Origin of the sequence: Acinetobacter sp. MD2 (assembly GCF_035615575.1) — a bacterium.
Taxonomy (GTDB): Bacteria; Pseudomonadota; Gammaproteobacteria; order Pseudomonadales; family Moraxellaceae; genus Acinetobacter.
The window spans coordinates 22,634-36,894 of the sequence record NZ_VTDK01000002.1; the positions used below are offsets into that span (position 1 = coordinate 22,634).

Below are 14,261 nucleotides of genomic sequence, written 5' to 3' on the forward strand. Positions count from 1 at the left end.
ATTCCCCTCGACCTGATTAGTTATCGAGCGATTCTAAACGAATTCGCACGAGTTCGCCACGAATAGTCGGCAAGGCTTGAATTTGAGCCAATGCCTCATCCATTTTAGATTCGAGAATTGGGTCAGTTAAAATCACGATTGGGATTAAATCTTTTAAACGTGACTGTTGCATGATGGCATCAATACTAATGCCTGCACGGCTTAAAATGGTGGTGATGTCTGCTAAAACACCCGGTTCATCTACTGCATTCACACGTAAGTAATAACCTGTGGTCATTGCTTCACGCGGTAAAATAGGTAAGTCAGTTAGGGCTTCAAAGGCCAATTGTGGAATCGTACCTGCACCATCTTCGGTATATGAAATATCGCGGACAATATCGACAATATCTGCAACCACAGCCGAAGCGGTTGGGCCTGCACCTGCGCCTGCGCCATAATATAAAGTTGGGCCAACCGCATGTGCCTGAACGAGTACCGCATTTTTCACACCGTTGACATTGGCGATCAGTTCTTCTTGCGGAATTAAGGTTGGATGCACCCGTAATTCAATGCCGTTGTCACGGCGGCGGGCGATGCCTAAATGTTTAATTCGGAAACCAAGTTCTTCTGCATATTTAACATCTTGTGCGGTAATTTTGCTAATGCCTTCGGTATAGACTTTATCAAATTGCAGTGGAATACCAAATGCACATGAAGCCAAAATGGTGAGTTTGTGTGCCGCATCAATGCCTTCAACATCAAACGTCGGGTCTGCCTCGGCATAACCGAGTTCTTGTGCTTCTTGCAGTACATCGGCAAAGGCACGACCTTTGTCACGCATTTCGGTCAAAATAAAGTTGCCAGTACCATTAATAATGCCTGCTAACCAGTCAATACGGTTGGCTGCTAAACCTTCACGAATCACTTTAATGATTGGAATACCACCTGCAACTGCTGCTTCATAGGCAATTTGCACGGCATTATCTTCGGCAAGTTTGAATAATTCATTGCCATGTTCTGCAAGCAAAGCTTTGTTGGCAGTCACCACTTGTTTGCCATGTTTAATGGCTTCTTGAATGATTTCATAGGCAGGATGAATACCGCCCATGACTTCAACTACAACGTCTACATCGGGTTGACGGACAATTTCTAATAGATCGTCGCTTTGTTTAATTCCAGCTAAATCGAGGTCTGGGCGAGGACGGCGTGTACCGACATAGGTGATTTGAATTTCCCGACCAGTACGACGTTTAATCTCAGCTGCGTTTTCTTGTAATAGTTTAAGGGCACCGCCACCCACGGTACCAAGACCAAGTATAGCCAGACGAACTGGATTCACGTCATACTCCAAAGTATTTATTTTGATAGTCTTTGATCATAGATAGCATCTGAGGGATCAACAAGCCTTTTTTTCTAAAAATTGAAGGAATTAAATGACATAATTTTATATTTTATATAACTTTTTTTTATAAAATGGCTCTTAAATTTCTTTAGGGAAGTAAATAATTTTTAATTTTATTGAATAAAATCATTTTGATATGTGATTGTTTGCCAAATGGTTAGCTTGAAGAGGATCGATAATAAATTTTTATCAATGATCGATAAATGCTGATAGATATATGTGCAGATTAAAAATATTGAAATATGAGGTGTATTCAAAAAAGGTGAAAATTGTTTAATTTTCACCTTTTTTATAGATTATTTCGCTAAGCGTTGCTCAATTTCATCAGCGCTTAAGTAGCCACCTAAATATTTACCATCTTCTGAGTAAATTGCAGGTGTACCATTTACCCCAATATTCATACCCAATTGATATTGAGCTTTGACTGGACTATTACATGTTGTTGCAGGAAGTTGCTGACCTTGTACCACAGCACTGAAAGCCGCTTTACGGTCGGCACTACACCAAATCGCTTCCATTGATGGGAAGAATTGATCGCCACGTGGCCATGCAATATAACGGACTTCAATACCTTTGGCATTAATTTCAGGTAATTGTTCATGTAGCTTATGGCAGTATGGGCAATTGGCATCGGTAAACACATAAACAACATGTTTAGTTTTGCCCTGTGCAGGGTAAACAATCAAATCTTTTACTTTTAGCTCGGCAAGTAATTTTTTATTTTCACTGGCTTGCAGGTTTTCACTGACGTTATAAAGTTGTTTGTCGCCTAAACGTAATACATCACCTTGAATGATGTATTTACCATCTGCCGTGGCATAAACCGATGGCATGCCTTGTAAGTTGACCCAATAGATGTTGGGTACTTCAGTGCTTTTAATATCGACAATTTTTACATTTACATTGGCTTTTTGGAGTTGGCTTTGTAGTGTTTCAATTAAACGTTGTTTGGCATTACGCTCTAAAACTGGCGATGCTTGTCCTGTTGCTGGTGCGGTTGCAGTCAGCGTATTATCGGTTTTTTGTGAATTTTTATCTTGAGAACAGGCGCTCAGTAGTGTGCTGGTCGCAAGAATACTGGCTACAGCAAGTGAAGAATAACGACGAAACATAGATAACCCTTAAAGGTATAATCAAAAACAAGCTAAGCATAACAAAAATCAGTTTCGGCTTCGTGAATTTTCATTACATCGTGTCAATTTTCTGATAAAACCGCTTGTCGGTTCTAAGCACGTGGATGATGTTCGGCATATAAAGCTTGCATGCGTGCTTGTGCCACATGAGTATAAATTTGCGTGGTCGATAAATCGCTGTGTCCTAATAGCATTTGTACGACACGCAAGTCGGCACCGTGGTTGAGCAGATGCGTTGCAAAAGCATGGCGCAAGGTGTGCGGTGATAAATCGCTGTCGATATTTGCAATAAGCGCATAGCGTTTAATGGCATACCAAAAATTTTGCCGACTCATCAGTCCACCATGAACGGTCAAGAACACATAATCATTATGATTTTTAAACAATTGTGGACGTGCATCTTGAAAATAGCGTTGTAGCCATTCGGTGGCAATCTCGCCGAGTGGCACTAAACGTTCTTTATTACCCTTGCCTAAAATGCGCACATAGCCCTGATTTAAATTCAGTAAATCAAGGCGTAAATTGAGCAGCTCAGAAACACGTAAACCACAGGCATATAATACCTCTAACATAGTACGGTCGCGTAAACCTAAAACAGTCGTGGTATCGGGTGCATGAATGAGTGCTTCAACTTGCTGTTCTGAAATATCTTTGGGTAGGGCACGACCAAGTTTTGGGGTTTTATGCTGTGCAAGTGGATTATCGGTACGTAATTTTTGTTCGCGCAAAAACTTAAAAAAAGAGCGTAGGGCCGACATGTAGCGTGCAATTGAACGTGGACTTTTTCCTTGTTGTGTGAGTTTCAAGAGCACATCGGAAATATCGTGTTCATACCATTCGGTTAAAGGTTTAGTTAATATTTGACTACATTGAATTAAGTCACACAGGTAAGCATTTCGGGTGTGTGGACTTACCGTTTGTGCCACTAAAAAGTCACGATAACTGAATAAAAAACCTAATTTTTTAGGGATTTGAACAGGTGTAGGAATACGTGGTTTTTTATTAGATTGCATGCAAATATGACAAAATACAGAAAGCATTTACTTTAATTTAAAATGAAAAAAAAGTCGATTTTTACATTTTGGCTACAGAATAATGATGGTCATAAAATAAGAAATAAGTATGTAAACTATTCTCATTTATTTTATAATATTGAGAAAATTTGTGGATACGATGCTGTGCTGTTATCAGAATTGAAAAAAAAGCAGACTGCAATCATTACTAAAGTTACGCGAAATTTAGACAGTGATTCAAGTCAACCCGATCTTATAGCAAGTCGCTTAGAAACCTTAGGCTTTGTGGCAGGAACTGCGGTTCAAGTGGTCACAAAAGGCTTCTTTGGTGAAGATCCTATTTTAATTCAAATTGGTTTTACACGATTTGCATTACGAAAGGCAGAAGCTGAAAAAATTGAAGTTGAGTTATCTCATGTAGGAGCTGCCCTGTGAGCGAAGCTTTACGTATCGCCTTAGTCGGCAATCCAAACTGTGGTAAAACCTCACTGTTTAACCACTTAACTGGTACACGTCAGAAAGTGGCTAACTATGCAGGTGTGACGGTAGAACGTAAGACAGGATTCTTTACCTTGCCATCGGGTCGACCTGTGCGAGTATTGGATTTGCCAGGTACTTATAGTCTAGATGCTACTAGTCCTGATGAAGCTGTGACACGTGATGTGGTCTTAGGGAAAATCGAGACTGAAGCACAGCAAGATGTTTTATTGTGTGTGGTGGATGCAACCAATCTCAAATTACATTTGGGTTTAGTGCTTGAAGTGATTGCTTTAAAACGCCCTGTGTTACTCGTGTTAAACATGATGGATGAAGCACGCCGTCGTGGTATGCAAATTAACGTGCAAAAATTATCACAGCGACTTGGTGTGCCTGTAGTAGAAACGGTTGCGGTAAAAAATGCAGGGATTGAAACCCTCATGGCAGCCTTACAACAAGATATGTTTCATGTACCAAGTCATGAACTGAGCGATGTTCAGCTATCAGGCAACATACACGAGCAAATTGCACAAGTACTCAAAGATGTGGTGGTTTATGTCGACAGCGCAGATAAACGCACCGACTTCTTAGATAAAATCTTTTTGCATCCTGTACTTGGTCTGCTCAGTCTCGCTTTGATGATGTTTGTGGTATTCCAAGCGGTATTTTCTTGGGCACAGCCTGTCATGGACAGCATTGATGCGGGCTTTGCATGGTTAGGCAGTCAGGTGGGTCATGTTATTACCCAACCATTATTGCAAAGTTTAATTGCAGATGGCGTGATTGCTGGCGCCGGTAGTGTTTTGGTGTTCTTACCACAAATTATTATTTTGTTCTTCTTTATTTTGGTGTTAGAGGAATCTGGTTACTTGCCACGTGCTGCATTTTTGCTGGATAAATTGATGTTTAAAGCAGGTCTAAGTGGACGTTCTTTTATTCCATTATTGTCCAGTTTTGCTTGTGCGGTACCGGGTGTGATGGCAACACGTAGTATTCATGATCCACGTGATCGTTTTATTACTATTTTGGTTGCGCCATTAATGACCTGTTCGGCACGTTTACCTGTATATGCCTTATTAATTGCGGCTTTCATTCCTAATCAAACTGTAGGGGGCATTTTTAACTTACAAGGTTTGGTGCTTTTTGGTTTGTATATGGGCGGTATTGTGAGTGCCTTAATTGTTGCAGCAGTGGTGAAGTTATTCCAAAAAGACAAATCACAACATGCATTATTAATGGAACTTCCGAGCTATCGTATTCCAGATCCAAAAAGTATTGCGATTGGTTTATTAGACCGTGCCAAAATTTTTGTAAAACGTGTGGGTGGTATTATTTTTGCCTTGGCGATTTTACTATGGTTCTTAAGCACTTTCCCAAGCCCACCAGCGGGTGCAACAGGTCCTGCGATTGATTATTCGTTTGCAGGTATGATTGGGCACTTTATTCAGCCTATTTTTGCCCCAATTGGATTTGGCTGGCAAGTGTGTATTGCGCTGATTCCTGCCATGGCAGCGCGTGAAGTCTTTATTGCATCTTTGGGTACGGTCTATGCATTGTCGGCAGGTAATGAAGATGACCTTGCACAAGGACTATCACATTTGATTAGTAATGGGACTTCAGGTTGGTCGCTTGCGACAGGTCTTGCGGTTTTGGTGTGGTTCATTTATGCACCACATTGTTTGTCTACGCTTGCAACAGTGAAGCGTGAAACGGGCTCACTCAAAATTGTATTGGGGATGGCAGCCTATTTATTTGGTTTGGCATATTTGATGGCGTTCTTGACCTATCAAATTGCATCACATTATTTCGGTGCTTAACCGAAGGAGTTTGAAATGATTGAAGTGTTGATTGTTGCGGTTTTGGTGGCATGGAGTGCTTTGGTTGTCTTCAAAAAAGTCTTTCCCCGAACGGCTTATACAACCTTTGCAAAATTGGCGCAGTTGTGTCAAGCACGCGGTTGGCATGCTATGGCAAAACGTCTAAGTCCTGCAATGGTGAGTGGTTGTGGCGGAAGCTGCGGTTGTAGTAGCAATGACAAGAGTAATGTCGCTCAGCCCGTGGAAGTCCAAGCGGTGAAATGGAAATAAGTGAATTGTTATATACATAAAAAACTGTCCATTTATGGGCAGTTTTTTTATGCAGATATACAAAAAAAAGCACATCGATTGCTACACAGCACACTATTTTGAAAAGCAAAGTGCTAACATTTGCTAAGTTTAAAAATAAAAGGCAATGGGGCAAACATGTTAATACAACGTGGTGGTTTGAAAGTTGTCGCAGGACTCGGCATTTCGGGTGTATCTGCGGTTAATTTTCTGGTTGAAAATGGCTATCAGGTGGCAGTGACCGACTCCCGCGAAACCCCTCCAGGGCATGACCAAATTCCAAGTCATGTGCAACGTAGTTTTGGAAAATTAGATTTAGAATTACTGTTACAAGCCGAAGAAATTATTTTAAGTCCTGGACTTGCACCACAATTACCCGAAATTCAAGCAGCAATGGCTGCGGGTATTGCTGTGATTGGTGATGTACAACTGTTACGCCGTGCTACAGACGTGCCGATTGTGGCGATTACAGGTTCAAATGCCAAAAGTACAGTCACCACATTATTTGGTTTAATGGCTGAAGCCGCAGGAAAGAAAGTCGCTGTTGGTGGTAATTTAGGGCGGCCTGCACTCGATTTACTCAAAGATCAGCCTGAACTTTTGGTGCTTGAATTGTCAAGTTTCCAACTTGAAACCACTTCGCATTTACATGCGGCAGTGGCCGTAGTGTTGAACATGAGTGAAGATCACTTAGACCGCCATGGCGATATGATGGGCTATCATCAAGCCAAGCATCGTATTTTCCAAGGGGTTAAAAAAGTGGTTTATAACCGCGATGATGGTTTGACCCGTCCGTTTGTGCCTGATGCGACCCCAATGCAAAGTTTTGGTTTAAACGCGCCAGACATGAATCAATATGGCATTTTAAAAGACTTAGATGGCACGATTTGGTTAGCGCGTGGTCGTGAGCGTTTGTTAAAAAGCAGTGAAATGTATATTCAAGGGACACATAATGTCGCCAATGCCTTGGCATGTTTAGCATTAGGTGAAGCGATTGGATTACCATTAGAGGTGATGTTAGACACCCTAAAAACCTTTAAAGGATTGGAACATCGCTGTGAATACGTTACCGAAATTGCAGGTGTTCGTTATTATAACGATTCCAAAGGGACTAATATTGGTGCCACTTTAGCTGCTATTGATGGCTTAGGTCGGGCGATTGAAGCACAGCAAGGTCAGGTGTGCTTAATTTTAGGCGGGCAGGGCAAAGGGCAAGATTTTACTGCTTTACGCACATCCTTAACGCACTATGTAAAATTTGCGGTGTTGATTGGTGAAGATGCCGAGTTAATTGAGCAGGCTATTGCAGGTACAACAACGCTGTATCGTGCAGACAGCTTACAACAGGCAGTTGAACTGTGCCAACAACAGAGTCATTTGCATGATGTGGTGCTTTTGTCACCTGCTTGTGCAAGTTTTGACATGTTTAAGGGCTATGTTGATCGTGGGAATCAATTTGTTGCTTGTGTGCAAGCATTGGCTTAAGCCACAACGCAAAAAGGAACATTGATATGGCAGGTTTCGCACAGACAACACGCAGCAAAATTCAGAATATGCTACAACGCATAACGCTGAAACTCCCCGTTGAATTAACGTCGCGCAATATTCTCATTTTTTGTGTGTTGGCTTTATTGATTATTGGCACCATTATGGTGGGTTCGGCCTCTATGCCGTATGCTGATGCTAAGCAACATGACCCATTTTACTTTTTAGAGCGACATGGCATTTCGATTATGATCGGAATTTTGGTGGCATTTGTCACTTCGCGCTTTCCTTTAGAATTTTGGTTTAAAAACACTTTTTTGTTTTGGATCTTAACCATTGGCCTTCTCTTTGTTGCTCTGTTTGTGGGAACAGAGGTAAATGGTTCAACCCGTTGGATTCGCTTTGCAGGCTTTACGCTGCAACCGACCGAAATTGCCAAATTAATGATGGCAATTTTTACCGCCGACTATGTGGTACGCCGTGCGCATGAAGTTCGCAATAGTTGGATGGGCTTGGTACGCTTAGGTGCGATTATGGCAATTACTGTTGGGCTGATTTTAGCCGAACCCGATTTAGGGGCAACAGTGGTGATTGTTATGATGATGTTTGGCGTATTCTTCCTTGCAGGTGCGCCTGTTATTCAGTTTTTGTTTTATATTGGCGCAATTGTGATTGCGGTGATCTTCCTTATTTTATTCGAACCTTACCGTTATGAACGTTTGGTGTCGTTTTCAAACCCTTGGGCTGACCCATTAGGTGCAGGTTATCAGCTCTCGAATGCCTTAATGGCTTTTGGGCGAGGTGAGTGGTTTGGGGTAGGTTTAGGTCATAGTATGCAAAAAATGTCCTATTTGCCTGAAGCACATACTGACTTTATGTTGGCGATTTTAGCTGAAGAATTTGGTTTTATTGGAATTACGGTGGTACTTGGTTTAGAGTTTGTGATGTTGGCGTGCTGTATGTACATTGGACATCGTGCTTTAAAAAATAACTACTTGCGTGCAGGCTACTTGGCTTATGGAATTAGCTTAATCTTCTTAATGCAGGTGCTTGTGAACGCAGGCATGAATATGGGGATGCTCCCGACCAAAGGTTTAACCTTACCGTTTATTAGTTATGGTGGCTCATCGTTAATGATGTGTGCAGCAATGATTGTATTGGTGCTGAAAATTGATGCATCCACTCAAAAAGCCAATCCTGATAAAGAGCTATCCAATTTTTAAGTCAGAGTGTTTAAAAGAAAAACCACACCTCAGCGTGTGGTTTTTTTATGCAAATAGATGAATATCAAGCGCAAAGATAAGCTGAGCTTAGTGAGCCTTTATATCTTGAAAAATAAGGGTGGAGATTACTGATAATTTTCGGCAAGTTGCATTTGATGTGGAATGCTTGCAACATTCCACTGCGCAATGGCTTGTTTGAGCATATTCTGTGGCGTATCTAGGTCAACAGCAGGCTGACGCAGTGCTTGCAGCGCTTGTTGTAAATCGTATGGTGCATTTTTAGGAATCAGTGCAGTCGCCATATTTTGTTTAGATAGCTTTTGTCCCTGACCATTCATTGCTAAAGGTAAATGCATGTAATGAAGAAGCGGATAGCCTAAAACCTGTGCCAACCACATTTGTCGTTGGGTATTGTCGAGTAAATCTGCACCGCGTACCACATGAGTAATCCCTTGCAGATAATCATCTACCACCACAGCCAGTTGATAATTGATAATCCCATCACGACGTTTTAAAACAAAATCACCTAAATCATCTTTTAGGTTGGAACAGTGTCGGCCCTGTAGGCGATCCTCAAAACAAATATTCTGGTCGATAACTTTTAAGCGGATGGCTTGGTCTTGAAAAGGCAGCTGTAAATGGCGGCAAGTGCCTGAGTAAATGGCATTAGAGCCAAGCATTTTACGGGTGCATTGACAGGCATAGACCCAATTTTTTGTATGCAGCTGTTCTAAAATGTTTTGATAAAGCGCTAGGCGATCTTTTTGAAAAATAATCTGGGCATCGGGTTCAAAACCAAAGGCTTCAATACAGCTCAGAATATGTTGTTCACTATTGGGAAAAATTCGCGGGATGTCGGTATCTTCAATTCGTACCAACCATTGCCCATGCTGCGACTTTGCATCGCAATAACTGGCCACTGCGGTAATCAGTGACCCAAAATGTAATGGCCCTGTTGGCGATGGCGCAAAACGCCCAACATAGGCAGGCGTAGGTGGCTGCTGTGTGCTTGGCATGGCAGAACTCAGCGCTTCTGCCTGTAGAACACTTGGCGTACACACAGCAATAACCGAATTAGCCTTTGTTTTGCTTCTCTTTGATTTCTGCAAGCGTTTTGCAGTCAATACAAAGGGTTGCAGTTGGGCGCGCTTCTAAGCGACGTAAACCGATTTCAATGCCACAGGTTTCACAGAAACCATAGTCATCATTTTTAATCGCTTCTAAAGACTGTTCAATTTTACGAATAAGTTTACGTTCGCGGTCGCGGGTACGTAGCTCAATTGCAAACTCTTCTTCTTGCGTTGCACGGTCATTTACGTCAGGCAAAGCAGTTGATTCGTCTTGCATGGTGTTGAGCGTACGATCAACCTCAGACATTAAATCAGCTTTCCATGCCTTTAAAATAAGGCTGAAATGTTCAAGCTGACCTTCAGACATATAGTCTTCGTCTTTTTTAGGTTGATAAGGCGCAATGCCAAATAGACTTGCAGTTGAAGTGCTTTCTGGATTTGCCATTTTCGACTTTGCAGTCTTTCCATCTTGTTGATCTAAGACAGAATTTAAGTTGTCATTCGCCATAATAGGGCATTCCTCATCATATACGTCGCAATCTACGTCATCGCTATGGTGATATGCAAGTTGTTGTTATTTTACCCTTGTAGGGGTAATTTGCCATTTAAAGGGTGGTCATCATAAAGACTTTTCACAAATTTGAATAGTCTTTTTTATCAAACAATGTGAGCGCTTTTTGATGACGCCTTAAAGTAATCGAAATACGCTAAAATAGAAAGTTAATAACCAGTAATGAGTGGATTTATTTTCGCTAAAAGAGCAGGAACACGATGAACTTCAGTGCTGAGCTGTCCTTTTTTCCCTAAAGTTAAGCAGCGATAACCTGGGGCCGCCTCATCAAAGGAAAAATCATGGCTACAAGGCTTAAATTGCACGCAGGTTGAAGGGGTTGCTAAAATCTGTAGGTGTTCCATAACTTGAGAAAAGTTTTGGTGAACGTGTCCATGAATAATGGCTTTAACTTGTGAATAGCGCAGCACAATTTCAAGTAATTGTTGTGGATTCTTTAGTCGATGTCGATCGAGCCATGTCGATTGCATGTGGATAGGATTGTGATGGCAGGCAATTAAGCTTGGTCGGTCTTTAAATTTTTCTAATATATTTTCGAGCTGTTGTAATTGTTCTAAATCAATCAAGCCATCGGTTTTGCCCGACACTGCACTGGTCATGAAAATAATCACCCACGAACCGAGTTCGATATAACTGCATGGCATTGCTTGATGATGCGGAAAGATCGTTAAATCATCGTGGTTGCCTGCCACTTGGAAAAATGGAATATTGAACTGCTGCATGTAGGCTAAATAACGCTGATAGGTTTCAGGTACTGCAACTTGAGCAACATCTCCTGTATGGATAATGGCATCAATTTTAGGATGCGTGGTTAAAATATGTTGCATGAGTGCATGAAAAGAAGCTTCAGGATTCATTCCAACAAACAGGTGACTTGCATCTTGCATGAGATGCGTATCACTAATCTGAATTAAAGTTAATTTTTGTTCTGGTTCTGGGTGGTTCAAAGGGCAGAACCTCCTGTCGGCACGAAAGTCGGCAACTGTGCAATATGTTGTTTCAACCATTGTAATGCCATGATTACAGGTGCATTACATAACCGTTGTTGTTGAAATAATGGTTGAAGATCGGTGTAGTGAAATAGATGTAATTGAATATTTTCCCCTTCTTCTGCAAGGCCAAAAACGCCACCTTGTTGGGGCAGATCAACTTCTGCTGCATAAAGATGAAATAGCTCTGAGCATGCACCAGCCGATGGGTAAAAACTAAACAGATGCTGAATCTCTTGCAGTTCACAACCAGACTCTTCAAGGCTTTCACGGCGGATACAGCTTTCTGGGGATTCATCACCATCTAACACGCCTGCAATCACTTCAAGTTGCCAAGCTGATATCGCATCATTAAGCGCGCCCACTCGGCACTGTTCAATTAAAGCAAATTTTTGTTGTTGGTCATTATAAAGTAGAACCCCTGCTGCGACAGGACGGACTATCAACTCACGTTGTAAAATCGGGGTATAGGCCGTACTTTGGAATAATTGATGGCGAAAATGAATTTTTTCAACGTGCAAAAAGCCACGATAAAGAGACTCTTTTTTGACAATTTCAGTTTGTTGTTTTGTATATGTGGCTTTTTTTACAATATCCATAAGGTGGCTAGGATGAAATATTTACAGTTCATCCTAACCGAGAATTTGATCTAGGCAAGTGCTTTTTAAACTTATTTACAGTTTATGATAAAGTTTTTGCCCGTGTTGCTGATAAACCACATTCATCTGCTGCATTCCTTGTTCAACTTCTTGAATTTGATTGTTTAATTGCAGCGCAATCTCATTATTTTTTGCGTAATCCCTCACATTTTGAGTGATTTTCATCGAACAAAATTTAGGTCCACACATTGAACAAAAATGCGCAGATTTATGTGCTTCTTTGGGCATGGTTTCATCGTGCATACTACGTGCAGTGTCGGGATCTAAACTTAAATTAAATTGATCTTCCCAACGGAATTCAAAACGAGCTTTGGATAGGGCATTATCGCGTGCTTGTGAACCCGGATGTCCTTTGGCAAGGTCGGCTGCATGTGCGGCAATTTTGTAGGTAATAATGCCGTCTTTAACGTCTTTTTTATTGGGCAAGCCTAAATGTTCTTTCGGCGTGACGTAACACAACATCGCTGTGCCATACCAACCAATCATGGCTGCGCCAATGGCAGAGGTAATATGGTCATAACCCGGCGCAATATCGGTAGTGAGTGGGCCAAGGGTATAAAAAGGCGCTTCCTTACAGACCTCAAGTTGCAAGTCCATATTTTCTTTAATCATATGCATTGGCACATGCCCGGGCCCTTCAATCATGACTTGCACGTCATGTTGCCATGCACGATGGGTCAGTTCACCTAAAGTACGTAATTCACCAAATTGCGCTGCGTCATTGGCATCTTGAATACAACCCGGACGCAAGCCGTCACCTAAGCTAAACGAGACATCGTAAGCTTTCATGATTTCGCAAATTTCATCGAAATGGGTGTATAAAAAGTTTTCTTGATGATGTGCCAAACACCACTGCGCCATAATTGAACCCCCGCGCGAGACAATCCCAGTTAAACGATTTGCCGTGAGCGGAACATAGCGCAATAACACCCCTGCGTGAATGGTAAAGTAATCTACGCCTTGTTCTGCTTGTTCAATGAGCGTGTCTTTAAAAATTTCCCATGTCAGGTCTTCTGCAACGCCATCGACTTTTTCGAGTGCTTGATAAATGGGTACTGTTCCAATCGGTACAGGTGAATTACGAATAATCCATTCACGGGTTTCATGGATATTTTTTCCTGTTGATAAATCCATGATGGTGTCGGCACCCCAACGGGTCGCCCACGTCATTTTCGCCACTTCTTCATCAATACTTGAACCCAGTGCCGAGTTCCCAATATTGGCATTGATTTTGACCAAAAAATTGCGTCCAATAATCATCGGTTCAATTTCAGGGTGATTAATATTGGCAGGGATAATCGCGCGACCAGCAGCAACTTCCTGACGTACAAATTCTGGGGTAATTTCAGTTAAGTTTTTTGCACCAAAATTTTGCCCTGCATGTTGGCGCATATCGATATCATCACGTTGGCGCTGATTTTCACGAATGGCGATATATTCCATTTCAGGAGTGATGATGCCCTGTTTGGCATAGTGCATTTGGGTGACGTTTTTGCCTTTTTTGGCGCGGCGCGGTTGTTGAATATGGGCAAAGCGGATATTTGCAGTGCGAATATCTTTTAGGCGTTCTTGTCCAAAACTTGAACTTAGGGTTTCGAGTACATCAGTATCTTGACGTTCGTCAATCCATGTTTGGCGAACATGTGGCAGACCTTGGTTTAAATCGATGTTGATTGTTGGGTCGGTATAAGCCCCCGAGGTGTCATAAACCATAATAGGAGGATTTTTTTCGCCCCCTAAACCTGTTGGTGTATCGGTTAGGCTGATTTCTCGAAAAGGAACTTGAATGTCGGGGCGTGAGCCTTGAATATAGACTTTATTCGATGCAGGCAAAATGCGGGTCAGATCCTGAGCATCTTGTTCATGTTGTGCTGAGAGGTCAGCAGGGGATAGATTCGTTAATTGGTTCATGGCATGATCCTTATGAAAAACACTAACGAATCAAGCAACCAAAAACGAAGGCAGCGATTTCTATGCCATAGAATGACATAGAGCATATCAGTTTTTTGATGACTTGATTCCTACGCAGGTCTTAACCTGATCAGGTTCAACGGTACTCGTAATCAAATTTTGGTAAATTTATACGATCTCAGCGAGGTGTTACTCGCGCTCCGTCAAGCATGCCGCCATAGTAGCATAATTTTGCAGCACTGCA

General features: G+C 41.8%; 13 protein-coding genes and 1 riboswitch. Of the genes, 5 read left to right on the forward strand and 8 right to left on the reverse strand.

The genetic code is table 11. The features are described 5' to 3' along the window. Window positions 1-16 precede the first annotated feature (16 nt). From FXN70_RS03355 to xerD, 3 genes are all read right to left on the reverse strand, one after another. Window positions 17-1,318: a homoserine dehydrogenase gene (locus FXN70_RS03355; protein WP_324646087.1), complete on the reverse strand. Its 1,302-nt coding sequence runs from the start codon at window positions 1,316-1,318 to the stop codon at window positions 17-19. A 359-nt stretch (window positions 1,319-1,677) separates the two neighbouring features. After that, window positions 1,678-2,493, reverse strand: coding sequence for a DsbC family protein (locus FXN70_RS03360; protein ID WP_324646088.1), 816 nt, complete (start codon window positions 2,491-2,493; stop codon window positions 1,678-1,680). A gap of 113 nt (window positions 2,494-2,606) precedes the next feature. Continuing rightward, entirely contained in the window at window positions 2,607-3,527 is a 921-nt protein-coding gene (gene xerD / locus FXN70_RS03365) for a site-specific tyrosine recombinase XerD (RefSeq protein WP_324646089.1), read from the reverse strand. Between the two features lie 165 nt (window positions 3,528-3,692). On the opposite strand from xerD, the gene FXN70_RS03370 reads away from it, so the two are divergent. The 5 genes from FXN70_RS03370 (at window position 3,693) to ftsW (ending at window position 8,817) form a co-directional block, all read left to right on the forward strand. Beyond that, the gene (locus FXN70_RS03370) at window positions 3,693-3,962 is read left to right on the forward strand and encodes a FeoA family protein (RefSeq protein ID WP_324646364.1); all 270 of its coding nucleotides are present in this window, start codon (window positions 3,693-3,695) and stop codon (window positions 3,960-3,962) included. After that, the gene (gene feoB / locus FXN70_RS03375) at window positions 3,959-5,821 is read left to right on the forward strand and encodes a ferrous iron transporter B (protein ID WP_324646090.1); all 1,863 of its coding nucleotides are present in this window, start codon (window positions 3,959-3,961) and stop codon (window positions 5,819-5,821) included. Before FXN70_RS03370 ends, feoB begins: the two co-directional genes overlap by 4 nt. Window positions 5,822-5,836: 15 nt before the next feature. Beyond that, the gene (locus FXN70_RS03380) at window positions 5,837-6,091 is read left to right on the forward strand and encodes a DUF6587 family protein (protein ID WP_324646091.1); all 255 of its coding nucleotides are present in this window, start codon (window positions 5,837-5,839) and stop codon (window positions 6,089-6,091) included. Between the two features lie 156 nt (window positions 6,092-6,247). Next, a complete protein-coding gene (murD, locus tag FXN70_RS03385) occupies window positions 6,248-7,594 on the forward strand; it encodes a UDP-N-acetylmuramoyl-L-alanine--D-glutamate ligase (RefSeq protein WP_324646092.1) in 1,347 nt (448 codons plus the stop codon). A gap of 26 nt (window positions 7,595-7,620) precedes the next feature. Further along, entirely contained in the window at window positions 7,621-8,817 is a 1,197-nt protein-coding gene (gene ftsW, locus FXN70_RS03390) for a putative lipid II flippase FtsW (RefSeq protein ID WP_324646093.1), read from the forward strand. 125 nt (window positions 8,818-8,942) lie between these two features. On the opposite strand, the gene gluQRS is transcribed toward ftsW, so the two are convergent. From gluQRS to thiC, 5 genes are all read right to left on the reverse strand, one after another. Next, window positions 8,943-9,833: a tRNA glutamyl-Q(34) synthetase GluQRS gene (gene gluQRS / locus FXN70_RS03395; RefSeq protein WP_324646365.1), complete on the reverse strand. Its 891-nt coding sequence runs from the start codon at window positions 9,831-9,833 to the stop codon at window positions 8,943-8,945. 58 nt (window positions 9,834-9,891) lie between these two features. Beyond that, entirely contained in the window at window positions 9,892-10,395 is a 504-nt protein-coding gene (gene dksA / locus FXN70_RS03400) for an RNA polymerase-binding protein DksA (protein ID WP_324646094.1), read from the reverse strand. Between the two features lie 212 nt (window positions 10,396-10,607). Continuing rightward, window positions 10,608-11,405, reverse strand: a complete 798-nt coding sequence (locus tag FXN70_RS03405; RefSeq protein WP_324646095.1) for a metallophosphoesterase — start codon at window positions 11,403-11,405, stop codon at window positions 10,608-10,610. Beyond that, complete coding sequence (locus tag FXN70_RS03410; RefSeq protein WP_324646096.1) at window positions 11,402-12,046, reverse strand: NUDIX domain-containing protein; 645 nt, start codon at window positions 12,044-12,046, stop codon at window positions 11,402-11,404. The genes FXN70_RS03405 and FXN70_RS03410 overlap by 4 nt, the downstream gene beginning before the upstream one ends. A 75-nt stretch (window positions 12,047-12,121) precedes the next feature. Further along, window positions 12,122-14,017, reverse strand: coding sequence for a phosphomethylpyrimidine synthase ThiC (gene thiC, locus FXN70_RS03415; protein ID WP_324646097.1), 1,896 nt, complete (start codon window positions 14,015-14,017; stop codon window positions 12,122-12,124). Window positions 14,018-14,107: 90 nt separating this feature from the next. Next, window positions 14,108-14,230, reverse strand: a riboswitch (TPP riboswitch). Between the last annotated feature and the right edge of the window lie 31 nt (window positions 14,231-14,261).